General features: G+C 28.8%; 26 protein-coding genes and 1 pseudogene. 26 read left to right on the forward strand and 1 reads right to left on the reverse strand.

From position 1 onward, the window contains the following. Positions 1 to 156: 156 nt before the first annotated feature. The 22 genes and pseudogenes from CLCHR_RS14395 (at position 157) to CLCHR_RS14490 (ending at position 21,384) form a co-directional block, all read left to right on the forward strand. A complete protein-coding gene (locus CLCHR_RS14395) occupies positions 157 to 1,260 on the forward strand; it encodes an ATP-binding protein (protein ID WP_079440533.1) in 1,104 nt (367 codons plus the stop codon). A gap of 2 nt (positions 1,261 to 1,262) precedes the next feature. After that, positions 1,263 to 1,970 (forward strand): hypothetical protein, encoded by a 708-nt coding sequence (locus CLCHR_RS14400; RefSeq protein WP_079440534.1) that lies wholly within the window; start codon positions 1,263 to 1,265, stop codon positions 1,968 to 1,970. Positions 1,971 to 2,321: 351 nt separating this feature from the next. Continuing rightward, positions 2,322 to 2,978, forward strand: a pseudogene (locus tag CLCHR_RS14405) (DUF6710 family protein). Between the two features lie 133 nt (positions 2,979 to 3,111). Beyond that, positions 3,112 to 3,411 carry a FliH/SctL family protein gene (locus CLCHR_RS14410; RefSeq protein ID WP_079440536.1) on the forward strand — a complete coding sequence of 100 codons (300 nt, stop codon included), beginning with the start codon at positions 3,112 to 3,114 and terminating at the stop codon, positions 3,409 to 3,411. Between the two features lie 370 nt (positions 3,412 to 3,781). Continuing rightward, the gene (locus CLCHR_RS14415; RefSeq protein ID WP_079440537.1) at positions 3,782 to 4,642 is read left to right on the forward strand and encodes a hypothetical protein; all 861 of its coding nucleotides are present in this window, start codon (positions 3,782 to 3,784) and stop codon (positions 4,640 to 4,642) included. A 204-nt stretch (positions 4,643 to 4,846) separates the two neighbouring features. Continuing rightward, a complete protein-coding gene (locus CLCHR_RS14420) occupies positions 4,847 to 5,563 on the forward strand; it encodes an ABC transporter ATP-binding protein (RefSeq protein WP_079440538.1) in 717 nt (238 codons plus the stop codon). Then, positions 5,560 to 6,297, forward strand: coding sequence for an ABC transporter permease (locus tag CLCHR_RS14425; protein ID WP_079440539.1), 738 nt, complete (start codon positions 5,560 to 5,562; stop codon positions 6,295 to 6,297). The genes CLCHR_RS14420 and CLCHR_RS14425 overlap by 4 nt, the downstream gene beginning before the upstream one ends. Before the next feature lie 91 nt (positions 6,298 to 6,388). Next, positions 6,389 to 7,858 carry a sensor histidine kinase gene (locus CLCHR_RS14430; RefSeq protein WP_079440540.1) on the forward strand — a complete coding sequence of 490 codons (1,470 nt, stop codon included), beginning with the start codon at positions 6,389 to 6,391 and terminating at the stop codon, positions 7,856 to 7,858. Positions 7,859 to 7,898: 40 nt separating this feature from the next. Then, a complete protein-coding gene (locus CLCHR_RS14435; protein ID WP_079440541.1) occupies positions 7,899 to 8,600 on the forward strand; it encodes a response regulator transcription factor in 702 nt (233 codons plus the stop codon). 323 nt (positions 8,601 to 8,923) lie between these two features. After that, on the forward strand, positions 8,924 to 9,997 hold the full coding sequence (locus tag CLCHR_RS14440) for a galactose ABC transporter substrate-binding protein (RefSeq protein ID WP_079440542.1): 1,074 nt from the start codon (positions 8,924 to 8,926) through the stop codon (positions 9,995 to 9,997). Between the two features lie 72 nt (positions 9,998 to 10,069). Next, a complete protein-coding gene (locus CLCHR_RS24830; protein ID WP_169896805.1) occupies positions 10,070 to 10,207 on the forward strand; it encodes a hypothetical protein in 138 nt (45 codons plus the stop codon). A 222-nt stretch (positions 10,208 to 10,429) separates the two neighbouring features. After that, a complete protein-coding gene (locus CLCHR_RS14445) occupies positions 10,430 to 11,527 on the forward strand; it encodes an anti-sigma-I factor RsgI family protein (RefSeq protein WP_079440543.1) in 1,098 nt (365 codons plus the stop codon). Positions 11,528 to 11,814: 287 nt separating this feature from the next. Next, positions 11,815 to 12,369, forward strand: coding sequence for a sigma-70 family RNA polymerase sigma factor (locus CLCHR_RS14450; protein WP_079440544.1), 555 nt, complete (start codon positions 11,815 to 11,817; stop codon positions 12,367 to 12,369). Then, positions 12,370 to 13,629: an anti-sigma-I factor RsgI family protein gene (locus tag CLCHR_RS14455; RefSeq protein ID WP_079440545.1), complete on the forward strand. Its 1,260-nt coding sequence runs from the start codon at positions 12,370 to 12,372 to the stop codon at positions 13,627 to 13,629. Positions 13,630 to 14,150: 521 nt separating this feature from the next. Beyond that, on the forward strand, positions 14,151 to 15,152 hold the full coding sequence (locus CLCHR_RS14460; protein WP_079440546.1) for a DUF3800 domain-containing protein: 1,002 nt from the start codon (positions 14,151 to 14,153) through the stop codon (positions 15,150 to 15,152). A gap of 208 nt (positions 15,153 to 15,360) precedes the next feature. Beyond that, positions 15,361 to 16,305: an alpha/beta fold hydrolase gene (locus tag CLCHR_RS14465; RefSeq protein ID WP_242966066.1), complete on the forward strand. Its 945-nt coding sequence runs from the start codon at positions 15,361 to 15,363 to the stop codon at positions 16,303 to 16,305. 90 nt (positions 16,306 to 16,395) lie between these two features. Next, positions 16,396 to 16,869 (forward strand): peptide-methionine (S)-S-oxide reductase MsrA, encoded by a 474-nt coding sequence (gene msrA, locus CLCHR_RS14470; RefSeq protein WP_169896806.1) that lies wholly within the window; start codon positions 16,396 to 16,398, stop codon positions 16,867 to 16,869. A 202-nt stretch (positions 16,870 to 17,071) separates the two neighbouring features. Next, a complete protein-coding gene (locus tag CLCHR_RS14475) occupies positions 17,072 to 17,869 on the forward strand; it encodes a RelA/SpoT domain-containing protein (RefSeq protein ID WP_079440549.1) in 798 nt (265 codons plus the stop codon). Positions 17,870 to 17,983: 114 nt separating this feature from the next. Further along, a complete protein-coding gene (locus CLCHR_RS24835; protein ID WP_169896807.1) occupies positions 17,984 to 18,142 on the forward strand; it encodes a hypothetical protein in 159 nt (52 codons plus the stop codon). 387 nt (positions 18,143 to 18,529) lie between these two features. Continuing rightward, positions 18,530 to 19,678, forward strand: coding sequence for a cysteine desulfurase family protein (locus tag CLCHR_RS14480; RefSeq protein ID WP_079440550.1), 1,149 nt, complete (start codon positions 18,530 to 18,532; stop codon positions 19,676 to 19,678). Next, positions 19,678 to 20,835, forward strand: coding sequence for a tRNA uracil 4-sulfurtransferase ThiI (gene thiI, locus CLCHR_RS14485; protein WP_079440551.1), 1,158 nt, complete (start codon positions 19,678 to 19,680; stop codon positions 20,833 to 20,835). The genes CLCHR_RS14480 and thiI overlap by 1 nt, the downstream gene beginning before the upstream one ends. Before the next feature lie 324 nt (positions 20,836 to 21,159). Then, the gene (locus CLCHR_RS14490; protein WP_079440552.1) at positions 21,160 to 21,384 is read left to right on the forward strand and encodes a hypothetical protein; all 225 of its coding nucleotides are present in this window, start codon (positions 21,160 to 21,162) and stop codon (positions 21,382 to 21,384) included. A gap of 178 nt (positions 21,385 to 21,562) precedes the next feature. Here the strand turns inward: CLCHR_RS14490 and CLCHR_RS14495 are convergent, their stop codons facing one another. After that, positions 21,563 to 22,297, reverse strand: a complete 735-nt coding sequence (locus tag CLCHR_RS14495) for a YoaK family protein (protein WP_079440553.1) — start codon at positions 22,295 to 22,297, stop codon at positions 21,563 to 21,565. 397 nt (positions 22,298 to 22,694) lie between these two features. Here CLCHR_RS14495 and hisZ point away from each other — a divergent pair, with 397 nt between their 5' ends. From hisZ to CLCHR_RS14515, 4 genes are all read left to right on the forward strand, one after another. After that, the gene (gene hisZ / locus CLCHR_RS14500) at positions 22,695 to 23,831 is read left to right on the forward strand and encodes an ATP phosphoribosyltransferase regulatory subunit (protein ID WP_079440554.1); all 1,137 of its coding nucleotides are present in this window, start codon (positions 22,695 to 22,697) and stop codon (positions 23,829 to 23,831) included. 2 nt (positions 23,832 to 23,833) lie between these two features. Then, entirely contained in the window at positions 23,834 to 24,463 is a 630-nt protein-coding gene (gene hisG / locus CLCHR_RS14505) for an ATP phosphoribosyltransferase (RefSeq protein WP_079440555.1), read from the forward strand. 128 nt (positions 24,464 to 24,591) lie between these two features. Then, positions 24,592 to 25,890, forward strand: coding sequence for a histidinol dehydrogenase (gene hisD, locus CLCHR_RS14510; protein WP_079440556.1), 1,299 nt, complete (start codon positions 24,592 to 24,594; stop codon positions 25,888 to 25,890). Next, complete coding sequence (locus CLCHR_RS14515) at positions 25,877 to 26,932, forward strand: pyridoxal phosphate-dependent aminotransferase (protein WP_079440557.1); 1,056 nt, start codon at positions 25,877 to 25,879, stop codon at positions 26,930 to 26,932. Before hisD ends, CLCHR_RS14515 begins: the two co-directional genes overlap by 14 nt. Positions 26,933 to 26,958 lie beyond the last annotated feature (26 nt).

A 26,958-nucleotide genomic window follows, 5' to 3' on the forward strand; every position in this document is an offset into this window, starting at 1 on the left:
ATTATAAACTTATATATTATTTCATAAATGTGGTATAATAAAATAGGTTTAATTAGTATTTGTTTGGTCTTAAGAAAAGCTAGTTTCTAGTATTGAAGTAGTTGAATTTAATAATATAAATTAAATTCGCTTTAATAATATAAAGGATGTGTAACGATGAAAATTAATTGGGTTGAATTTGAAAGCAAAAAAACTAAGCTTAAGATAGAAAGAACTTATTTTAATGATTTATCATTAATGGTAGGTGTCTCAGGAGCTGGAAAGAGTCAAATACTTAAGGCTGTTAGCTTAATTTATACAATAGTAAGAGAAAAAAATATTAATAACAGATTACGTTTTATGGAGAATAGTGAATATAAGATATCTTTTGAAATTGATAACGTTAATTATGAATATGAGGCACATTTTGGAGAATGCTTAAAGGAAGAAGAGTCTGTAGGAAATGTAACATATAATATGATATATGAATGTTTGTCAACTGAAGGCAAAATTCTTCTCATACAGTCATCAGATAAACATAAGTTTATGGAATATACTATACCCAAAACAGAACGTAGTGGAAGTCTCTTAAAGTTATTTGCAGAGGAAGAGTTGTCAAAATTAATTATAAAAAATATTAATAAAATACATAATATTGGAGAATTAAATGATATTAGAAATAAATCATTTAATAGAATGAGATTAGCATGGTACGAACCAAAGTACACCAAGTATGAGGATTTATGCAGTAGCCATTTTCCTATTGTTATGAGGTTTGCTTTAATTTACAGAATTTTTCCTGATAAATTTAATGAGATAAAAGACGAGTATATTAATATATTTAATAAAGTAGAAGATATAAAATTTGAATTTAACGAAGATGATTTTTATTGTCTATTTATTAAGGAAAAAAATTGTGAATGGATTGAGCAAATTCAAATATCTCAAGGAATGATAAAGTCATTAGCACACCTAATATTGCTAAAAACATTACCTGAAGGTTCAGTTGTTCTAATTGATGAGTTTGAAAATGGATTAGGTATCAATTGTTTGGATATGATAACAGAGAAAATTGTTGATACAGAAAATGACATTCAATTTATAATAACTAGCCATCATCCGTATATAATAAACAATATACATCCAGATTATTGGAAAGTTGTTTCGCGTAAATGTTCAAATATAATAACTAGACCAGCAAAAGATTTAGGTATCGGTGAAACGAAACATGATTCTTTCTTTCAACTTATAAATGTATTGGAGTTTGAGGAGGAGGAGTAAAAGTGAATCTTTATATTTTGGTAGAAGATGGTAAATCTGGTCAGGAAATAATAAGAAGATGGATGAACGTTCTATTACCTAACTTAACAAGAAAAAGAACTATAGCGAATGTAGATACGAACTCTTATGTTATAAATAGTGGACACGGATATCCAAGGGTAATTGGGATAAATCCTGATTCTCAAGAAAAAAATGTTTTAGGAGATACTATTGATACCATTAATTCCTATAAAAATATTGATTACCTAGTTTTATTTCTAGATGGCGATGATGATGGGGTAGAAAAACGAAAAGAAACGGTTGAAGCAAATATAAAAAGATATAGTAGTGAAAGATCTTTTAATTATAAAATTATTGTTCAAAATAAATGTATTGAGACATGGTTACTAGGGAATAATAGCATGTTTCCGGAGGCATACAGTAGCGAGTTTGAAAGTTATGTTTTAAATTATGATATAAGCGAGTACGATCCAGAAGAGATGAATAAGCCAGTAGGGCATAGAGCATCAACTAATGCAAAGTACCATGTGAAATACTTACAAAAAATGTTTAAAGAAGGTGGAATAAGTTACTCTAAGGAGAGACCTCCCACGATTGTATATGGAGTTAACTATATAAATGAATTGAAAAATAGAATAAATGAAACTAATCATTTAAAAAGTATGAAGGAGTTTTTTGATTTTGCGGAGGAATTGAGTAATAAAGAATAGATAGTACAATTATGTCATATAATTAAGGAAACGTAAGTCGTATAAGTTGGACAAGCATACATATGTTATTAATATTAGAGAATTTAAGTTAAGAAGAAAGAGAAATTATATATATTTAGGTATATTAATAAAAAGGGTGCTGTTGAAAAACAACTTTGTTAGTTTTTCAACAGCACCTTTTTGCGTAGAAAAGTAATCGAATAAATAGTGATTATTAACCCTATATATTTATGTATAGAATCTCATTAGTAACATATTTTTTAAGATTTTCTAATATAAATTTGGTAGAGGCGATGAGATGTCTATCGATTTTAGAAAAAAATACATAAGTTAGCAAGGACGAATTCAGAGGTGCCTAAATTAGAGGAAGAATTAAGAAATATGATCAAATTAGAAGAACTCTTAGAGTTAGCGGAAATTATAATTGCAGAAGGAGGAACAAATTACGTACCTATAAAATTATATATTAATTCACTAGGACAAATAGTGAGAGATAGACTTATTATGAAAATGTATTTAGGAGAAGAAGTTGATTTTATAGAAAGTATATTTAATGATTTAGGATTTAGATTAAGAAAATATTTTGATAAAGATCTTTTAAATGAAGAAGAGAAAATGATAGATATATCTTTAGATAATGATATGGCTATCCCTATTGCAGGGGATAGAAAAAGATTTGCAAAGAGATTAGCTAAGGATACGAGAGGAAATAGCAGTTCATTTTTTTATAACCACAATAATTACAAGGCACACTTATTTCTACCTATTAATATAGCCATAATTTATTATGGAAATCACTCGTTATTAGCAGGGATTTAAAAAAAAGAAGGTAAAATAAAGTCTGACTATGTTTTTGATATGGGTAATAAATATGATGAAATTAAATTTGATGGAACGTACTATCGAGAGATTAAGACGAATGAAATTTTATATAGAGTGAAAAATTTTGAATTGGGAGTTATTTTTGAGATAGGAAGAATGTTAAAACAATATAATATACATTTATGATTGGTAAAGTTTGTGATAATCAATTAACGTACACATGAAAAAGTTAAGCTCATGTGCTATTTATTAATAACAAATAACATAAATTATCATAATATACTATTAGAAATGTATCAAAATACAAAGGAGTAAAAAAATGCAAAATAGAACTCGTATCAGAAGATACAGACCAGGCAATCCAAATCAAATTGCAAATACAGCCGGAGCTGCTAGAGGACCTTATTGTAGGGGAAATGGACCTTTTTCAGATACATTAGCAGACACTTATGATCAAGGATATAGAGATGGGTATAGTGAAGGATTTAACGACGGAAGAGTTAGAGGTTGCAATGAATGTTATACTCAAGGTGTAAAAGCTGGGTATGTTTTAGCAAAGCAAGAAATCTTAAAAGGTATATGCATGAGAAAATGTCGTAGGTCCAGATGTTGTTGCTAATTTATGGCTGAAGAAGTATATTAGTTCTTAGGTTAGGACTGTCAAATAAGATAATTTCTCTATAAGTTTTAAAAAATTTTTGATAGACTTGATTCGATGATTGATTAGTAGATGTTGTAAAGTAAAAATGAATAAGAATATCAATAATGAAACTATAAGCAAGGTTGAACATGTGTGTGAAAACTTGCTTATAGTTTTTTATTAACTTAAAAAAAGTATTGATTACTGTGGGAGAGTTTATAAATTGTTTATATTTCTTTTATAAAAAGATTACACCTACTATTTATAATGCAATTAAGCTATTAGTTAATAAACTTTTTTTGACATTCGACATGGTTAATAGCTGAAAAAATAAAGGGAGATGTAAACTATGAAAAGTAAGAAAATAAAGACCATAGTTATAACTGCATTAACAGGATGTATGTTATTAGCAGTTACTGTATCAGCATCTGCAAGTGGAGCATCAGGGTATGAAACTTATAAAAGTGCAGTAAGAGAATTAGTTACGACTAGAAATGCTACATTTTCAACTTCTTTTGAGGTAAAGGATAACGGAAATACTGATATTTCAGGAAATAGTGTAGAAAAACTTGAAGGTACCAACAGTTCTTCAAATATTATTGTAAAAATTGGTGATGTCACTAAGGATACTGAAACAAGTAGAGTAGATGGCAAGACTGTTATTAAAGAAGGGGATAATTATTATTCTATGGGGAACAGTGCCAAGGGTAATATTGGAAGAGGAAACAGAAAAATTGATGCTTCATCTAGTAGGGCAAAACTAGGAGAAATGGTTCTAGATACATTAGTTGGAGATGTTAAAAATCAATTTGTTGTAGATGGAGATGAAATTAGTGTAAAACTAGAGGGTGCACAAATTCCTGAACTTGCTAAACTAGCAATCTCAGCTGCTGTCGAGGAGCAGAATGATAAAAAAAGTAATAACAAGGGTGAATTTGCAAACGATGAACTAAGAAAAGCAATAAGTGATATACCAACTTTAAAAAATGTAGATATAAAATCATTAAGTTTGACTGCAAAAGTAGATGGAAATACACTATCTGAAAATGATGTGAAAATCGTAATTACTGGAGAAGATGAAAAAGGAGTTTCACATGAATTTGAACTATCTGTTAATACTGCAGTTAGCAATGTAAATTCTACAAAAGCTGATTCAATTGATACAACAGGTAAACAAGTTCAAACAATGGAAAATAAACGATTGAAATAAAAATAAATATAGAATATAAATGATATATTTTAATCATATATCTTAAATTTACTATTTGGTACTTTTGTTGTATGACAAATATTTTAAAGTTATAATTCTGTCTTAAAATTAATGTTGTAAGAGAAAATACTTTATATTCTTAAAGTTTTTTGGGAATATAGCTTGATTTTGAGACAGTAAATCCTAAAATGAGGAGGAATTATTATGGAGCCGATACTTGAAGTTAATAATTTAACGAAGAACTATAAAAATGGCCGCGGAATTAGTGATATATCCTTTAAAATTGAAAAGGGAGATATTTTTGGGTTACTGGGTCCAAATGGATCAGGAAAAACAACTACTATGAAAATTATCACTGGCTTGTCATATGCAGATAAAGGCAGTGTTCAAATATTAGGAAAAGATATTATGGAGGAAAGTTCAAAAGAGGTAGGGTGTCTTATTGAAGCCCCAGCTATATATGAGTATCTTACGGCTAAGGAAAATTTTAAATTGGCAGCAAATTATTATTCAGGAATAAAAGATCCGAGAATAGATGATATTCTTACACAGACTGGACTAATTAAATATGCAAATGAGAAAGTGAAAAATTTTTCTCTTGGGATGAAGCAGAGATTAGGTGTTGCACTAGCACTGTTAGCTAGACCTAAGCTAGTAATCTTAGATGAACCTACTAATGGATTAGATATTGAAGGAACTGTAGAAATTAGGGAAATAATAATTAAGCAATCAAAGTTAGGAATAACATTCTTAGTTTCTAGTCATATTGCTCACGAGATAGAGTTAATGTGTAATAAAGTTGGTATAACTAAAGAAGGAAAGTTATTAAATATATCATTAATGAAGGACGCACTTAGTGAATGCGAAACTTTAGAAAAATATTTTCTTAGTCAAGTTGTAGAAAAGGAGGAGGATGTATGAGTTCAGTGAAAGCAGGTATAATTAGCGAAAGCACTAAGTTATTTAAGAGAACTAAGTATAAAGTATTACTAATCTGTATTGAATTATTAGTTATATTTATAGGAATTATAAGTAATTTTACAGAAGGACATATTAATGTTTCATTATCTAGTTTTGAATTAAACATATTATCAATATTCACTAATATATTAATCCCATTAATTGTTTTTATGGCAGTTGCAGATTTATTTGCAGCAGAACAAGAAAATGGAACTATTAAAGCTGTAATAACAAGGCCTATAAGTAGATATGAAATTCTTGTGTCTAAGATGATATCGATTCTGATTTACGTAATATGCGTATTAATGATAACATTTATTATAAGTTCAGTCATTGGAGTATTATTCGGAAGAACGCAGGTGATAAATATTCCAGGGATTTTTGCAGCGTATATAATTTCCATACTACCATCAATTCCAATAATCTTTCTTTCAATATTAATATCTCAATTGTCAAAAAGCAGTACTTCTTCAGTAATGCTTTCAGTATTAATTTATATCATAATAATGGCTTTGGGGTTAATATTTCCATCAATATCTTCCGTTGCATTTACTTCATACACAAATTTATATAAGTTTTTTATTGGATCTCAAATGTCAGTGAAGTCGATACTGACAGTTATTGGATTATTATCAGGATACTCCTTAATTTTCTTTTCAGGTGCATATGCATTGTTTGAAAAAAGGGAATACTAGATAGTTATAGGTTACTTCTTGATTTTGAAAGAATTAAGGAAAAACAAACAGAAAGTGAAGTGTCATAAGATAAATTAGGGGGTATCTTGTTATGATGATAAAAAAACGTCTTATTATCTCCAATATTTTAATGTTGATAGTTCCAGCGATATTAATTGTAGTAATTGCCGGAGGTGTCCTAGAAGGATTTACAGAGATATATGGAAAGAAGATAAGGGGATTAAATGATGAAAACGGAACTTATTTTGTACAAAGGGCTATAAATTCATATAGCAAAAGTTTAAAAAATATTGATATGAGAGAGGAAAGTTTTGAAAAGTTTGGAGAAACCTTAAATGATGCGGGGTATAATTTATTAGTTACAAGCAATGAAAATACTATCTTCTCAAATTTGACTGATGAAGATAGAGATTCTATTTCTAAATTACAAAGTGATATACTTTCTTCATCAGATTCAATGGTACTTGAAGTAAATTCGGTAAGTTTAATTAAAAATACTATTACCAAAAATAATAAAAGCATTACTTTACTTGCTGTTAAGTCAAGTAATATTATCAATAAAGATCATATGAGAACTGAAGTAAGATCTTTCTTTGTTAGTTATATGGGAATTGTATTTATTATAGCATTACTTATCATTATATTTACAAATGGTATTTTATCATCTCGCGTAGCTAAAAGTGTGATTAAACCTTTAGAATTATTAAGTTATGGCGCGGGGCAAATAGAAGAGGGTAATCTCGATTTTAAAATGAATTACGAAGGAAATGATGAATTTGCAAAAGTTTGTTCAGATTTTGATAAAATGCGGATTAGATTACAGGAATCTGTTCATATGCAGCTAAAATATGAAGAAAATAGAAAAGAGTTAGTGGCAGGAATATCCCATGATTTGCGTACACCGTTAACAACAATTAAGGGGTATATAAAAGGGTTAAAAGATGGAGTGGCGAATACACCTGAAAAACGTGAAAGATATCATGAAATTATATATAATAAAGCTTGTGATATGGATATGTTGGTAGATAAATTATTTCTATTTTCTAAGCTAGATACAGGAAAATTTCCATTTCATTTTGAAATAGTAAACTGTATCGACTTCTTTCAAAGTTTCTTTGTTAATGCTGTAGACGAATTTAAAGGGAAAGGACTTAATTTATCTTATGAAAATAGTTGTGACAATAATATTTTAATCAGTATTGATATTGAAGAAATGAATAGAGTGCTAGTTAATATACTTGAAAATAGCGTGCGGTATAAAACGAAGGAATGTGGGAATGTGAATATTATAATAGACCAGAAAGAAGAGAATATTATCTTGAAAATTAAGGATGATGGGCCAGGGGTTTTAGAAGAAAATCTTAATCGTTTATTTGTCAGCTTCTACAGGGAGGACTCTGCTAGAACTAATCCAGGTGAAGGCAGCGGTCTTGGACTGTCTATATCAGAGTATATAGTAAGAGCACATGGCGGTACAATATCAGCTGAAAATATGAATGGATTAGCAATTGTTATAACACTACCAATAAGTAACTATGAAGGATCTATTTACGAAAGTTAGTAAATAATTTGGAGTAAATACCGTGATGGGGGAAGAGAAAATGAGAAAAATTTTAATTATTGAAGATGATAGGCTTATTGCAGAATTAGAGAGAGACTATTTGGAGATAAATGGATTTGAAACTGAAATTGCAGAAAATGGAGATAAGGGGTTAGAACTTGCGTTAAATAAGGAATTTGATTTAATTCTTTTAGATTTAATGCTGCCTATTAAGGATGGATTTCAACTTTGCAGAGAAATAAGAAATAGCAAAGAAATACCTATTTTAATGGTCACAGCAAAAAAGGAATCAATAGATAAAATAAGAGGGCTTGGACTTGGAGCAGATGATTATATAGTTAAGCCGTTTGATCCAAGTGAGCTAGTAGCTAGAGTAAATGCTCACCTTTCACGTTATGATAGATTAACATCAATAGATAAAAAGAATGAATCGTCAGAGCTTGGAACCATAACATTTGGAAGATTGAAGATTTTAACAAAAGCTTGGAGGGTATATGTTGATGAAAAAGAAGTAAAATTTACGAATAAGGAATTTGAATTATTATTATTTTTAGCAACTAATCCCAATATAGTATTTTCAAAAACAGCTCTATTGGACAGAATATGGGGATTTGATTCTTATGCAGATGTTGCGACAGTAACTGTTCATATCAATAGAATAAGAGAGAAGATTGAGGGAGAAAATAATAATATAAAGTTAATTGAAACTGTATGGGGAGCTGGTTATAGATTTAAAATATAATTTTTTTATAATTTGAAAATTTGTTAAAACTAAGTATAATTAATGTTTGGAAATTATATACCTAATAGGGCTTGATTAACGAGCTCTATTTTTTGCTTTAATAATTTTAAAATAAAATTTAGTTATACGTTGAATCAATAATTGCGTAGAATAAACTTTTTACTAAAGTAAATACTAAAATAGAAAGTGAGATTAAAAAACAAAACTATATGTGTTTATATAGTGAAAACTGCAAATGAATGGAACAAATAAGTTTTATATGACTGAAACTAATTGTAAGTATATAATTTGTATATTACAGTTACATGGAGGAAAATGAAAATATGAAGCAATTAGGCATAAGAATTATATCTATCATAGCTGTAATTTTTGTTTTTTCCACAGCAATAGAAAGTAACTGTGCATATGCAAAAATGATTAATTCAGGTGATTCGACAGTAAAAACAATTAAAGTAGCAATGATAGTTTACGACATTAATGCACCATTTATAAATGAAATTTTTAAGAACTTAGCAGAGATTACGAAGGAAAATGGCGGAAATGTACAGATTACAACCTTTTCGGCCAATGAAAGTCAGGAAACTGAAAATGAAATTATTAAAACAGTACTAGAGAGCAGCGAATATGATTTGTTGTTATTAGCATTAGTTGATATAAATTCAGTGCAGGAAGTCGTTGCTAGAATTAAGCAATATAATATTCCTGTAATTTTCTTTAATAGGGAACCGTATAAAAAAGATGCAATTCAATCTTATGGGAAAGCCGTCTTCGTAGGAAGTACTTTAGAAGATGCAGGTATATTTCAAGGTGAAATTCTCATTGATGAGTGGAATAAAAATAAAGAGTTAATCGATAGAAATAATGATGACATAATGGAATATGTAATGTTAAAGGGAAGGGAAGAGAGTTTAGATACTGATTATAGAACAAAGTATTCAATTCTAACAATTATCGATGCTGGTATAAATACACAAGAGCTTACATCTCAGATTGCGAATTGGGATGAGGAACAGGCAAAAAAACTTATGACTTCAATTTTTTTACGATATGGTGATAGAATTGAAGCTATAATTGCCAATAATGATGCAATGGCAATAGGTGCAATTAAAGCACTTCAATCTTTTGGATACAATGCTGGAGATAAAAATAAAACTATTTCAGTGGTTGGAGTTGATGCGATACCTGAAGCTATAGATTTCATTAAGAAGGGATACATGACGGGAACTGTTATTCAAGACGCTCGAGGCATAGCAAATGCTGTATATAGAATTGGAATGAATTTGATTGCAAATAAAAAACCTCTTGAAGAAACAGATTATACCTTTGATGATTCTGGAGTGAGTGTACGTATTCCATATAGACGATATGTGCCAAGTCAAACTCAAATTATAATTTGAGTTAAGGTGGAAATATAAATATATATATAAATATTATTTTTGTTTTAAATTTGAAATATTGGAGGAATAATCATGACGAATAAGCGTAAAGTTACTAAAAAGCAAATGGCCTCATTAGGATTGAAAAAAACTGAAAATGGAGATTATGATTATATAAATCCTAATGATAAAGATTCAAAATATAAACCAGTGAGAAGAGAGCCTAAATAAAGGGCTCTTTTTTAAATATTAATTATATTAAATTAAAAAAATAATAAAATTATCTGCTCGTTTTGTCAGATTTGAAATTGCTCTAGCGAACTATATTATATAAAACAAAATTAAGCTTATAAAAGTTAAAAAGAGTATTTATCCAAACCATGGTTAAGAAATAAATGCAGTTGAAAGTATCTAGATACGATTAATAATAATTGTTAGGAGGGATTTGATAATTTGAAAGAAAAATTGTTCGAAAAGTTAGATGACCTAAATATAAGAGAGACAAATTTACTATTAGATAAAAATATTAATCTATCATTAGATGATCTAACTATAAAAAGAATTGAGAAATCTATAAGAAGAAAAACTGGTTATTATAGTGAAAATAATGTATTCAAACAAAAGATAAATAATATTTTAGGGGGATTTATTATGAAAAGAAAAATAGCATTAGCATTAGCGGTTGTCGCAGTTTCAAGTTTAGGTGGAGGAGTATATGCACATGCAAAAACCACTCCAGTAGCATATGTTAGTTTAGATATTAATCCAAGTATAGAATTAGGAGTAAATACTTTTAATGAAGTAGTTTCAGCTGAAGCTTATAATGAAGATGGTAAGAAAGTCTTAGAGGGAACTAACTTAATAAGTACTGATATTGATGTTGCAGTAAGTACAGTAGTCTCAAATGCAATTTCTGATGGGTATATAAAAGAAGAGGATACAGCGACAACTGATGAATTAGCTGATACAACTACATCTGCGGCAGTTGAAATCACAATATCTACAGATAAGGATAATGTGGCAGTTGAATTAGAAGGAGCTTTAAAAGATGCAGTTGATAAAACATTAGAAGAAAATGATACAGAGGCGACTGTTGAGACTGATAATGTAGCTCTTGCAAGAAGAGATGAAGCAAGGGAACTTGGAATAACACCTGGAAAGTTAAATCTTATACAAAAACTACAAGCATTAGATCCAGACATAAAAATTGAGGATTATAAAGATAGCTCTGTAAAAGACATTCAAAAGAAAACTAAAGAATTAAGAAAAGAAAATAAGAACAATGAAGTTACTAATGAAGAAAATACTAACACAGATGTTAATGTAGAAACAAACACAAATAAAGATGTAACTACTCAAGACAAAGACAAAGATAATAACGCCTCAAAAGCAAATGAGAATGCTAATAAGGAAGAAAAGAAAAATCCAGAAGTTAAGAAAGATGACGCTAAGACTACAAATGTAAAAGATAATGCGGCTAAATCTGAAAAACAAAATGGAAGTGACAATGCAAATACAGAAAATAAGGGAAATAACAAGGATAAAAAATAAGAATATTAATTGAGTGATATAAGAGAGGAGTAGCTAGTATTGAATTTAGTATTAGCTGCTCTATTACTTTGTCTAAATTAAATTTAATATTTTAACTCAAATTTAAAGTCTAGTTAATAATACTTAAGAATCTAATACATGATGTATTTTTAGAGAAGAAAATATAATTATTTAGAAAAGATTATGTAAATAATAAATAATATGTTTTTTGAAATCTTGTGTCAGATTTCGTTAGGTTATTGCGAATTAAATAATATAGAGGAAATTTGAGGGAAAGAAGGTGCACTTTGATTTCAGATATAGAACTACTTAAGCTTTTGCATGATAAACCAGAGGAAGGCCTCAAAGTGATGATGGACAGCTATATGGCACTTATTTATACTATTATATTCAATAAACTTTCAGGAACATATTCAAAAGAGGATATTGAGGAATGTGTAAGCGATGTGTTTTTTCAAGTATTCCACTATAAAAATAGGATTGATTTGGAAAAGGGATCAATAAAAGCGTTTTTGGCAGTCGTAGCAAAAAGAAAAGCAATAGATATGTACAGAAAAAATAAGAATAATAATCATATTCCTATAGAGGACTTACCAGAAGATTTATATAGTATGGTTGATGACGTAGCTAATTCGCTTCTGCTAAAGGAGAGCAAGTCAGTATTAATCAACGCAATAAAATCATTAGGAGAACCTGATAGTGAAATAGTTATAAGAAAATATTACTTATATCAAAGTTCAAAAGATATTTCTAGTGATTTGGGAATTAAAGTTAATACTATTGATAAAAAAGTATCGAGATGTATACAAAAATTAAAAAATGTGTTGGGAGGGATATTATAATTGGATGATAAGTTATTTGAGGAATTAGAGAAACTAGGTATAGCTGATACTGATTTATTATTAAATGAAGAGATGAATTTATCGTTAGACACTCTTACTAGAAAACGTATAGAGAGATCAGTAAAGAAAAAGGCGGGATTTTATGCCTCAACCAATACACTTTCAGGAAGAATAAATGATTATTTAGGGGGAATTTATATGAAAAGAAAGATAGCGCTAGCATTATCAGCTGTAGCAGTTTTAGGATTAGGAGGAGGCGGATACGCATACGCAAAAACTCCAGTAGCATATGTAAGTGTGGATATTAATCCAAGCGTTGAATTAGGAGTAAATGCTTTTGATCAAGTAGTATCAGTTGAGGCTTATAATGAAGACGGTGAAAAAGTATTAGAAGGTACCGATCTAATAAATACAAATGTTGATGATGCAGTAAGTGCTGTGATAACAAATGCAATTTCTGATGGATATATAGAAGAAGATGATGCAATTACAACTGATGAAACTGCAACTACATCTGCAGCAGTTGAAATTACAGTATCTACGGATAAGGATGGTATTGCAGATAAACTAAATGAATCTCTAAAAGAAACTGCTGATCAGACACTAGAAAATAATAATGTAGATGCAGAAGTTGAAACTAATAAAGTGGCACTTGCAAGAAGAGATGAAGCAAGACAACTTGGAATAACACCTGGGAAGCTAAACCTTATACAAAAGCTTCAAGCACTAGATCCAGAAATTAAAGTTGAAGATTATAAATCTAGTTCCGTAAAAGATATTCAAAAGAAAACTAAAGAATTAAGAAAAATGAAGACAAGCAGTGAAACAACTACTGATAGTAATGCAGTTACAGATATAACAACTGACACTAATACAGATGCAAATGCTACATCTACTAACACTGATGTTACAACTGATGGAAATACTGAACAAGAAGAAGCAGTAGTAGCTAAACCATCAGTGGACTCTGCTGCAATTGCTGTACCAGGAAAAAATAAGAACTCTTCTAGTGAGAAAACAAGCAATGGCATAATTAAAAAAGAAGAGAACAGCACTACTGGCAGTGTTAAGAAAGAGGAGAATAGTAATAACGGTAGTGTTAAGAAGGAAGAAAACGCTGCAAAGAAAGAAGAAAAGTCTGGAGCAGCATCAGAAAAAAATAGTGATAGTTCACATGGAAATGGGAATTCATCTAAGTCAGAGAAAAGCGGAAATGGTAATTCGAGTTCAGAAAATAAAGGTAAAGGAAAGAATAACTAATTCACTTATCACTATCCATTAAGAAAAGAAAAGAGTGTAAATTAAAAGATAGGGTGATTTATAAAGTAAATTACTCTATCTTTATTTATATTGGGTTACTTAATTAACTATTTAGATATATAAAATTTTAATAATTGTTCTAAGTTAGTATTTACATAACATATACTAATTTAGAATTGAATAAATACAATTGTAAGATGATCTTTTATATATTTTACAATTGTATTTATTATTGTGATTAATGTTAATAAAAAAGGAAAAATATACCTTATGTAGAATTAATATACAAAGTGATTATATGGAGAATTAAAATGAGGAGGAATTATATGAGATAGGATAGCTTGACAGAATTTTAACATGAACTAATTGCCTTTGTATAATAACGTTAACATGAAAAATTTAGACGTATGTCTATGAAAATGTGTACATAAGTATATTTTATATTCTTATTAAGTACTAAATATACTAATTGATAAAATGGATATTCAGGTTACGGAATAATTGTTAAAGGGGAGAGTTGTATGGGTAAAAAATATTTAATGTTTGTTGATGAAAGGGGTTTCTTAAGTAAGAACATTAATGATAATATCACTATGATTGGTGTAATATTTGAATATGATTATTGTGTAAATTCAAAAAATAAAGAGTGTGAGTTAAAATCAAAGCTAAAAGAATATAAAAAAGGGATTCTTAGTGAGATGAACTGTAAGTTATTTCTAGATGATATGGTTTTTGATAAAAATGTCTATAAGAATATTGATATTATCGAGAAAAAGAGATTTGTTAATCATCTACCAGCATTATTAAAAAACTTAAAGTTTACAATAATATCGAGCTCTGCAAAACATGATAGCAATAAAACAAATGATTCATATTCTTTAGTAACTAGGAGGTTATTAAAAAAATTCTATTCATTTGTTATAAGGAAAAATGGAGAATCGGGTGGAGTGATTATGGAAGCTAGAAATGAGAGATCTAGCTGCATAATGCAACAAAACTTCTTTAATGTATATTATGAAAGAAATACAAACTTAAGTATTCCGTCTAATATTAAAGATAAAATTAATACTTTTATAGTTTGTGAAAAAAATAATAAGACTTATGGCACAGGGATTGAATTAAATAATATGTTGAATAATATTATTTGTAGGGTGTCAAATGGGATAAGAGAAATTGATAGAAAATTAATATCATATAATGAATATGGTTATAAGGATAAAATATTCGATTCAATAAAACATAAATTATATAAGGAAGTTGAGATTGGGATTCCAAGTAATCATCTACAGAGTATTCAATATAATAATATAGAAACCTTTAATAAGGAAGTGGAAATCCTTAAGGAGCAATTGGCACTTAAGGATACAAGTATTATTGAAAAGGATAAAGAAATTAGTAGCTTAATTAATGAAATCCAATTATTAAGTAAACAGTTAGGGGAAGTTTTGATTAATAAAAGAGGCGAGAACATTATATCGAGAATTTTTTCGGAAATAGATGTTAAGATAAACAGAACCAATTAGATAAATGCAGTTGCTAAAAATTTAATTAAATCTATAATGTATAGAATTTTAAAGTAATGAAATACCTTGGAGGTTATAGTTGAGCCTTCAGGGTAATTTTGTTTTGCATAATTTTGATTAAAACTATAAATATAAATATCTTTTTATTTAAATAATGAAAAATTGGGAAAGATATAAAAAATTAGTTACGGATTTTGCGAGGTATTGTGTGAAAATAACATTATACGAAAAAGGGATAGTTGATTATTCAAAAAAATTTGAGGATTTTAAAATTAAATCAATTAAAGATAAAGTGGATTTGGGAGTTACCCTTTATGTGCCACGAGGTGAAATTAAAGGGATTTTACAGATTAGCCATGGTATGATGGAGCATAGAAAGCGCTATATAGAATTTATGAATTATTTAGGGAGCTGTGGATATATATGTGTAGTGCATGATCATATAGGCCATGGTGAAAGTGTAAAATCTAAAGATGATTATGGGTATTTTTATGAGAACGGCGATATAAATCTTGTTGAAGACTTGCACCAAATAACTTTGTACATGAAGAAGAGGTGTGGAGATTATAAATTTTATCTGTTAGGGTTTAGTATGGGGGCGTTAATAGCAAGGGCGTATTTAAAGAAATATGATTACGAGCTGGATGGACTTATTTTATGTGGGCCGCCAGTTCAGAACAGTGCTATACCAATTATTAAAAAGTTGTGTAAGGTCATAGAGAAAATAAAGGGGGATCATTTTAGATCATCTTTTATACATAAAATAATTCGAGGAATAGACGATAACTGGCTGACTAATTCAGAAAATGAAATAGAGAAATTTACTAATGATGAAGGTTGTGGATTTATATTCACGATAAATGGATTTGATAACATTTGTACATTAATAATTAATGTATATAGTAAGAAAAATTGGATTAAAAAAAACTTAAATCTTCCTATACTAATAATTGCAGGAGAAGATGATATTGTAGTAATAAGCCAGAAAAAGTTTTGTGAATTAATAAAATTCTTAAATCGAATTGGTTACAGAAATATAGAATCAAAAACATATTTAAATAAATATCATGATATATTACATGAAGTAAATAAACTAGAAGTATACAAGGATATTCTAAGTTGGATGAATAATTCTAAAACAGAAAAAATATAGTGGTGCTTTATTAAAAATAGATTTTAGATAAAATATAATTGCAAAATGTTATTGCTTGGATTTATAATGCTGTTAAAGGATGTGTTAAATATGAAGAAAATAGTTTTAGGTGGAGGCTGCTTCTGGGGAGTAGAGAAATATTTTGCTATGATACCAGGAGTATTAGAAACAGAAGTGGGATATGCAAACGGAAAAACAGAAAATCCTACTTACGAAGAAGTATGTAAAAATGATACAGATTTCGTTGAGGTATGTTACATAACCTATGATGAAAAAATTGTTTCCTTAGATACACTGCTTGATAAGTTTTGGAACATAATTGATCCTACGACATTGAATAAGCAAGCTGGAGATATTGGTACTCAGTATAGAAGCGGAATTTATTATATTGATGAGTCGGATTTAGATATGATAAATAAAAGTAAAATGAAGGTACAAGAACAATATGAAAATCCAGTGGTAACAGAGGTTAGACCACTAGAAAAATATTATTCGGCTGAAGAATATCATCAAGATTATTTAGAAAAAAATCCAACAGGATATTGTCATATTAAATTTAATTAGTTTAGAAATGTTTTAGGCCATTATTTTAGAGTGTATGGCTTAAATAAGCTATCTTAAAATGATTATAAAATTTTAAGATAGCTATTTAATTTTATTAAGAAATTATTGAAGAGAATGGTTAAATCCTAAATAATTGTTGCCTGATATAGTATAATTTTGATAATAGGAAGTTTAACAGAATTTAATAAAGGAAGTGAAGAAAATGAAAAAAAGTTTTAGTATAGATGAATTTTTAAAGAAATATCCTTATGCTAAAGAAACAATATCAAAGAATAACATAGATATTAATAATCTTAAAGAAATTTATGAAGATTACATAGATTATAAAAGTTCATATGATAATCAAGCAGAATTTATAGCTAATATATTAAGGGCAAAGAGAATGGTGCATTCAGTTAAATCAAGAATAAAGGACCCAAGTGGATTAATTGAAAAAGTTATAAGAAAGACAGAAGATAGAAGAAGTAAATATGGAGATGATTTTGAATTCACTGTAAATAATTACAAAAATGAAATAAATGATTTGATAGGCATTAGAGTAATACATATATTTAAAGATCAATGGCAAGAGATACATAATTTTATCGTGAAAACTTGGAGAGTTATTGAAATAACTGCTAATGTGAGAGATGGGGACAATATTGATGTTTTTGACGATACGAATATAGAGGTACGATCAAAAGCTTCAGGATACAGATCGGTTCATTATCTTGTGGAGTTTTATCCCACTAATGAGAAGGTCATAGCTGAAATACAAGTCAGAACAATTTTTGAAGAAGGTTATGGAGAAATAGATCATAGATTAAGATATTCACATAGGGAAATCCCTGAAATTCTCCAGTCTAATCTATTGTTATTCAATAGAATTGTAGGGAGTGCAGATGAAATGGCATCACTAATTAATAACCTGAGCAAGGAATGGGGAGAGAAGGAAGTAAACTATAGAAAGATAATAGAAAATCAACAAGTCGAAATAAATAAATTGAAAAGTAAAATTTAATATAGGAATTTAAGATTTACAATCATATGACGAAAATACTTATCTACATTCATTGAGTGTTACAGTTATATCAATAGCAATAGGGTCAGAACTAGGATTGAATAGAGAACAATTATGCAATTTAGGTCTGTTATAAAGACATTAGGAGATAATGAAGAAATTCTAGACATTCTAAGTAATTTTGATCTGAAAAATATTGTAATACTAGGGATAGATTACGGTTATTTAATTAAAAAATTAAAAAGAATACTTATTAGCTTAAGAAATAAATAATGGGTGCAAGAAATAAGAGTTATCAGAGGTTTTATCATATAATTTTCGTATACTTATTATTGGCTTTGAAAAAAGTTAAAAAAGAAGAAAAATATAAATACACATCAAATAATTATGTTGCTTTTTGTCAAAATATGATATAATAGAATTACCCTAATAAATACTAATTAATTACCCCTTAACAATTTTCTCTCTCTCTAAAGCAGTAAATAAGAATAGCTTATTTACTGCTTTATTTTTCGTGTATATAAAATAATACTATGCAGATATAAAATTTTTGTTATAATAAAACATGTATTTGTATAGTAAGTTTATAAGAAAAGTTAAAAATATAAATAATATAATATATGTTGATTTATATTTATGCTTGAAAGGAAGAGATATTAGATGGAAGTTTATTTCGATAATAGTTCAACAACAAGGCCTTTTGATGAAGTAATAGATGAAGTGGCTTTAGGTATGAAAGAATTTTATGGAAATCCTTCTTCTTTGCATAATTTGGGATTGAAAAGTGAAAGAAAATTAAAAGAATGCAGAGAGATGTTAGCTAAGACTATAAATGCTGTCGAAAGTGAAATATATTTTAATTCAGGTGGAAGCGAAGGTAATAATTTAGTTCTTAAGGGTGTTTTAAAAAGTGGATCTCATTTAATTACAACGCCTTTTGAACACGCATCTATTTTAAATACCATAAAAAAATTAGAAGAGAGCAATGTTAAAGTTACATATTTAAAGATAAATGAAGATGGGAAAGTTGATTTAGAGCATTTAAAAGAATCTATAACCAAAGAAACTGTGCTTGTTTCAGTAATGCATGTGAATAATGAAATAGGAGTTGTTCAGGATTTAGGTGCAATTAGCCAAATAATAAAAGAAAATAGTAATAGAGCTAAATTTCATGTTGATGCAGTACAAAGTTATGGGAAGTTTCAAATAGATGTTAAAAAATTAAATATTGATTTCTTAACAGTAAGTGCTCATAAGTTCCATGGACCAAAGGGTGTAGGATTTATATACATAAAGAAGCCTAATACACTAAGTCCACTTATAGAAGGTGGATCACAGGAATTTGGCGTAAGAGCTGGTACACAAAATATACCTGGTATTATGGGAATGGGTATAGCGGCTAAAATAGTTAATGCTCTTATAGAAGAAAATTATGAAAAAGTTTTTGAAATAAAGAAGAAATTTATAGAGAAACTAAAAGGGATAGATAATATTAAAATAAATAGCCCATTAAATGAAAAATTTTCACCCTATATATTAAATGTTTCATTTAGAGGCGTTAGAGGTGAAGTGCTGCTTCATTTCTTAGAAGAATCAGGAATATATATATCTACTGGATCAGCGTGTTCTTCTAAAGAAAGAGAAAAAATTGGAGGAAGTTATGTACTAAAATCTTTAGGGTTAACTCAAGATGAGATATCAGGAGGAATCAGATTCTCTTTTTCAGAGGAAAATAAAGAAGAAGAAGTTGATTATGTAATAGAAATTTTAAGCAAAGGACTTACGTTTTTAAGGAGGATTAAAAAATAATGAAAGAACTTATTTTAGTGAAATATGCACCAGAAATATTTCTAAAAGGATTGAATAGAGGAAAATTTGAAAGAAAATTAAGAGATAATATAGGTAAAAAACTTGAGGGAATACAAGCTGAATTTATACATGATAGTGGAAGATACTTTATAAGAACTGAAGAAATAGAAGAAAGTATTAAAAGAATAAGCAAAGTATTTGGGGTTCTTGAAGTGTGCCGAGTTAGAGAAGTTGAAATTGATTTTAATAGTATAAAAGAAGTAGCTTTAGAAAAAGCAAAGAGCGCAACAGGAAAAACTTTTAAGATTATTACTAATAGAGCAAATAAAAAATTTGAGTTAAACTCCATGGAAGTTTCACAAAAAGTTGGCGCATACGTTCTTACTAATTTCGAAGGCGATATATCAGTTGATGTTAAAAAGCCTGATATTTTAATAAATATCGAAATTAGAAATAATTATGCTTACGTCTGGTCAACTCAAGATGCCACAAAGGCTGTAGCAGGTCTTCCTTATGGAATGAATGGAAGCACAATGCTTATGTTATCAGGTGGGATAGATTCGCCAGTTGCTGGATACCTTATGGCTAAAAGAGGAGTTGAAGTAAGCTGCGTATATTATCACAGCCATCCATATACATCAGAAAGAGCAAAGGATAAAGTTAAGGATTTGGCAAAAATATTAGCCCAATATACAGAGAAAATAAACTTATACATAGTTCCTTTTACTGATATACAGATGGAAATCATAAATAAATGTAGAGAAGATGAGCTAACTATTATAATGAGAAGATTTATGATGAGAATAGCTTGTGCCCTTGCGGATAAGTATGGAATAAATTCAGTAAGTACCGGAGAAAGTATTGGTCAAGTAGCAAGTCAAACTATGGATGGTCTTGTTGTAAGTGATGATTGCTCCGATAGACCTGCATTTAGACCATTAATCGCTATGGATAAGACAGATATTATGGAAATAGCAAGAAAAATAGGAACGTATGAAACTTCAATTCTTCCTTATGAAGACTGTTGTACAATATTTGTTCCAAAACATCCAAAGACTAATCCAAAGCTTGATGCTATAAGAAAAGAAGAGGAAAAATTAGATATAGATGAGTTAGTTAAAAAATCAATTGAAAATATTGAAGTTGTAACATTCTAATTAAATCCCCCAAGAAGTTTCTTGGGGGATTTAATCTTTTAGTATTAAAATGGTAAAGAGGAAGATGGTTACAGCAATAAGTTATGTTTAGAGACAATGGAATAAATTTTTATTTTTAAATTTTATTAATTTTACATAAAAAAATTGAAAAAGTAAATTAAATATGATATATTTAATTTATTAAATGATATAACTAATTATTTAAAAGTTTTATATGTATAAAGAAAAAATATGATTAGTTATTTTGCAAGAATGATTATATGTGATAAGTTCTTACTAGTACATATTATCTTTGCAGAAGATTAATAGAAATGAGGGAAAGTAATGATAGTAGTTAACTGTGCATTAAGACAAGATGATATTGTTGAAATTGTTGAAAACATTCAAGTAGAAAATGAAAAAGTTTTTAAGTATGTGAAAAAAGAAGGGCTTAAGATCATTTTTGAATCTTCTCTTGGAGATGATCAAAAATCTGCTGGGATAATAAAGCAAGCAATAAAAGAAACTAACATCGGAAAAGCACTGTTCTTTAGTGTTGCTGCGCAATAATAAACAGAGTATTGAAATTATGTAAAAAAATCAAATTAAAATCATATATCAGTATTCAATTTAATAATTAGATCCATATTTGTAAATAGAAATTATTTTATGTCTATTTCACAAATGTGGGTCTAGTTTTTTTATTGATATAAAGTTATTTTCACTCCAAGAGAGTATTATTCCCAAATTAATTAACTGAAGTGTTATTAGAAAATCTACGCTCATCTATAATATACAAGCATAAAGAAAAAATAAGTATCAATGCAGCAAACCATATAGATTTAACACCAACTTGTAAGGTTAGTATCCCTCCAATACATGCACCTGCTAAAAACGAAAATATTATTATTCCATAACGAATAGTAGTTGTAATAGATTTTTTATCCTTTCTTGTAAAAGCTATATAGGCTGATTGACAGGCTGACCTTAAATTTCCAGTGCACATAGTCGTACAGTAAGGAGAATCAACCAATTTCCTAAAGCAAGATATTTGGACTGAAGAGACAAAGGAAATAGGAACAGTTGTAAATATATGTGGCACTGTATTTGGGATAAATCCTATAATAATAAGTACAATGATCTCTATAATCAAAATTATACGTTCTGCACCTGTAATAAAAGATGGTGATGAGAAATTAACATCCCTGAGTCTCTCGGCGACAAGCACACCAACTATAAAAGCTAAAATAGGGAAAAAAGCCGTAAGAGCTTGTACAAAATCACCTTTAGTAAGTTCTATTCCAACTAAAACAATATTACCGGTCTGAGCATTAGCAAAGACTTCCCCCCTACAAATAAATGTATATGCATCTAAAAAACCGCCTACTATTGCAAGAAGAAATCCAAGTTGGACTGATTCAGAAGTTTTTGTGTAGATTTGAGTTTTTTGGGGGGCACTATTGTTAATATCTTTTGTAATCAATATAAAATATCTCCTTTCACTATAATTTTCTTAAGAATATTATGGGATAATTAAGTTTATACTAAATATTACTTAAGTTTAAATATTCTTAACTAACTATTTTATATAATAAATAATTAAGAAATAAAAATCAATACAATTACTAAGGAGAATTAGTGATTATGTTGGTTTTTATTTTATTATATGTAATGTATTTTTTTATTTATGTTAATAATATATAAGGAATTAGCCAATGAATAAGTTTTCTGTATAATAAACAGAAGTGGAAAATAGATTTGAATTGTTGACATGGAGTTAGAAATAATATATGATAAATTTAACAATAATTTAGCGTGCTAAATTGGTAAAATGTTAAAACAACGCAATAGCATAGCGATAAAAGATAGGTGGATGGGCAATGAGCAAAAAAAATATACTCCCAGAGGGAACAAGAGATTTAGTATTAGACGAATGTATTGTGAAAAGGGCCTTAGAAAGAGATATAGATAAACTTTTTGAAAAATGGGGATACAAAGAAGTTATAACACCAACTTTAGAATTTTATGAAACATTTAATCATAATTCTCAAACTTTAAGAGAAGAAGATATGTACAAGTTCTTCGATAATAGGGGACGTATATTGATTTTAAGACCAGATATGACTATTCCAATAGCTAGAGTAGTGGAGACTAAATTAAAAGATGTTGAATTACCGATAAAACTTAGATATACGTCTAATGTATTTAGAGTTCATGAAAGTCTTGGAGGTAAAAGAAATGAATATACAGACTGCGGAGTTGAATTTATAGGCCTAGAGGATAAAAAGTCAGATTTAGAAGTTTTAGTATTGGCATTGGAAGCACTGAAAAAATTGGGGTTAAATGACTTTAAGCTTGAAATAGGTAATATCGGTTTCTTTAATGGAGCATTTAAAAATTTAGAAATTGATGAAGAGTATAAAGAAATTATCGCTAAATTTATAGAAGATAAGAATTTAAAAAGTTTAGAGGATTATTTGGCAAATTTAGATATTAAAGAAGAATACAGAATATTTTTTAATAAGCTGCCTTGGTTGTTTGGAAGCAAACAAGTTTTAGAGGATGCAAAAAAGCTAGCATTTAATGACGATATAAAAGAAACTCTCGAATATTTAGAGAAGTTATATATAGAATTGGAAGCATTAGGCTACGGAGAAAATGTAACATTTGATTTAGGAATGATTCCAAGACTTAATTATTATACAGGGATCATATTTAGAGGATATGGTGAAGGTGTAGGTAATACGCTTTTACGTGGAGGAAGATATGATAATTTAATTCATTTTTCAAAAAGTTCTGTTCCAGCAATAGGATTCTCAATAGATATTGATTCTGTAATACCAAATGTTAAATTTAATAATTCGAGTGAAGAGGTATATAAGATATACTACAGTCAAAAGGATAGAATAGAGGCTATTAAGAAAAGTCAAGAACTTAGAAACCAAGGATATATAGTTGATTTGTTTACAAAGGATGATATAGAAGAAATTAAAATTGTTAAGGGTGGGGGATTTTAATAATGAGCATAAGCATAGCATTAACAAAAGGAAGATTGGAACAAGAAACAATTAAAATTTTAGACAAAGCTAATTTTGATCCTTCAGAATTAAAAAATAAAGGAAGAAAACTTGTGTTTGAAGACAAAACACAAGATATAAAGTATTTTTTAGTAAAGGCAGCCGATTCTATAACTTATGTTGAACATGGGGTGGCCGATCTTGGGGTTGTAGGAAAGGACACGATTCTAGAAAGTGATAATAATTGTTATGAAGTATTAGACTTGGGATTTGGAAAGTGTGGTTTCATAGTAGCTTCATTACCTGAAAATGATATTTTTAAAAAAGTTGGCCATATAAAGATAGGAAGTAAATATCCTAAAGTAGCAAAAGATTATTTTAAGAATAAAGGAATGGATGTTGAAGTTATAAAGATAGAAGGATCAGTAGAGCTAGCACCAATACTAGGGTTATGTGATGGTATAGTCGATATTATGGAAACTGGAACAACATTAAAAGAAAATGGATTAGTAGTTTTGGATAGAATTTGTGAAATTAGCGCAAGATTAATTGTAAATAAGGCCAGTTTTAAAATGAAGCAAGCTGAGATTTGGGAATTTATAGATAGAATTAAAAAAGTGATTAATAATTGACATTATTCGTGAAATGTTGATAATTATAAGTAATATATTTTAAACAAATGATAATAAATTGCTATGAAAATTAAACAGATTTTTTAGTAAATTGTTTTGATATCAAATTAAAGGGGGGCCATTGTTATATGTTAAATTTGATGGAGATTACGGAGAGCAATAAGAAAATATTAATTAATGAACTTAAAAGTAGAGTTACAGAAACAGAACAAGAAATACTTTTAAGTGTAAATGAGATTCTATCAAAAGTAAAAAAAGATGGAGATAAAGCTCTATTTGAATTTACTAAATCATTTGATAGAGTAGAACTTACAAACCTAGAAGTTTCAAGCAAAGAGATTGATGAGTGTTTCAGTGAAGTTGAGGAAGAGTTTATTAAGGCATTAGAAGAAGCCAAGGTAAATATTGAAGAATATCATAATAAACAAAAGTCAAATGGTTTCTTAATGACTAAGGATAAAGGTGTTTTCTTAGGACAAAGAGTTCTTCCATTAGAAAGGGTAGGGGTATATGTTCCGGGAGGCACTGCAGCCTATCCATCATCTGTGCTTATGAATGTAATTCCTGCTAAGGTTGCTGGCGTTGATGAAATTATAATGGTAACACCACCAGATAAAAATGGGGGAATCAATCCATATATAGGGGTAGCAGCAAGAATTTCAGGAATAGACAAGATATACAAAGTTGGTGGAGCACAAGCGGTTGGGGCTTTAGCTTATGGTACAGAAAGTATTAAAAAAGTTGACAAAATAGTAGGACCAGGAAATATTTTTGTTGCAACTGCAAAGAAACTTGTATTTGGAGAAGTTGATATAGACATGATAGCCGGTCCTAGTGAGATTTTGGTTATAGCAGATGAAAAATCTGACCCGAGTTTTGTGGCAGCAGACTTAATGTCACAAGCAGAACATGATAAATTGGCATCATCCATATTAATTACTACATCTAAAGAATTATATGAGAAAGTTGAGATTGAATTAGAGAGACAAGTCAAAACTCTTGAAAGGGAAGAAATAATAAGGGCTTCTCTTAAAGATTTCGGAAGTGCAATAATTTGCAAATCTATTGAAGAGTGTATTGATGTTTCTAACGCAATTGCACCTGAGCATTTAGAAATTATGGTAGATGATCCGATGAAATATTTAGGTATGGTTAAAAATGCAGGTTCAGTATTTTTAGGAAGATATTGCCCAGAACCGATAGGCGATTATTTTGGTGGAACAAACCACGTATTACCTACAAGTGGTACAGCAAGATTTTTCTCGGCGTTATCAGTTGATAGTTTTATAAAAAAATCATCATTTATTTATTATTCACAAGAAGCAATTATAGAGAATGGAGAAAAAATTATAACATTAGCTAATAAGGAAGGTTTGACAGCTCATGCTAATTCAGTAAAAGTGAGGTTAAACAATGGGAGTTTATAATGAATATATAAATGCTTATGATGAATATATAATAACGCTAGATAGCAACGAGATCTATTTAGAAATGGATAAAAATATTCTTATGAAAATGAAGTCATGCTTAACAAACATAGAACTTCATAAATATCCCACTAATGAACTTAAGATAATAAAAGAGCTATATGCAAAATATGCGAACACAGAAGGTAAAAATATTATTGTAGGAAATGGATCAGACGAAGTGCTAGAACTTGTCATTAGTAAAGAGATTAGACATGGCAAGAAGGCATTGAGTTTGGGACCTGACTTTGTAATGTATAATTTTTTTGTTTCTAGATCTGGTGGTGAACTTAAAACTTACGATATAGATAAATCAATGAGCTTTAAAGTACAAGAATTTATTGAACTTGGGAAAAAGGAATGTGTAGATTTAATTGTTTTTTCGAATCCCAATAATCCTACTGGAATTGCTATTGATGTAGAAGATATTATCGCTATATTAGAAGCGTTTCAAGATATAAAAGTTGTTGTTGATGAAGCTTACTATGAGTTTTATGGAAAATCAATGATTCCTTACATAAGCAAATACAAGAATTTGATTGTAACAAGAACCCTTTCAAAGGCATGGGGGCTTGCCTCACTAAGAGTTGGTTTTTTAATAACTCATGAAGATAATATACCTGAATTATTAAACTATAAGGTGCCATATTCAATAAGCTCTTTCTCACAAAATTTGGCTTCTATTGCTTTGAGATATCCAGAAAATGTTGTGAATAATGCAAAACAGGTAATAGAGCAAAGAGAAGAGTTGTATAAAAGCCTTAAAGAGATTGAAAAAAATGCCGCGATGAAAATAGAATTTTATCCATCCAAAGGTAATTTTATATATGGAAGAACACCACATAAGGAAGCTTTAATAAAGGGGCTTGAAAATAACGGTATTGTGATTAGAAATTTTAATGATGATACCTTTAGAATTACAGTTGGATCTCCTATGCAGAATAGAAAAGTGGTAGATGGAATAAAGAAGATATTTATATATCAACAAAGCATTGCCAACTAATAGAAGAAGTTTATTATATTATTAAA

The organism is Clostridium chromiireducens, from assembly GCF_002029255.1.
GTDB classification, from domain to species: Bacteria; Bacillota; Clostridia; order Clostridiales; family Clostridiaceae; genus Clostridium; species Clostridium chromiireducens.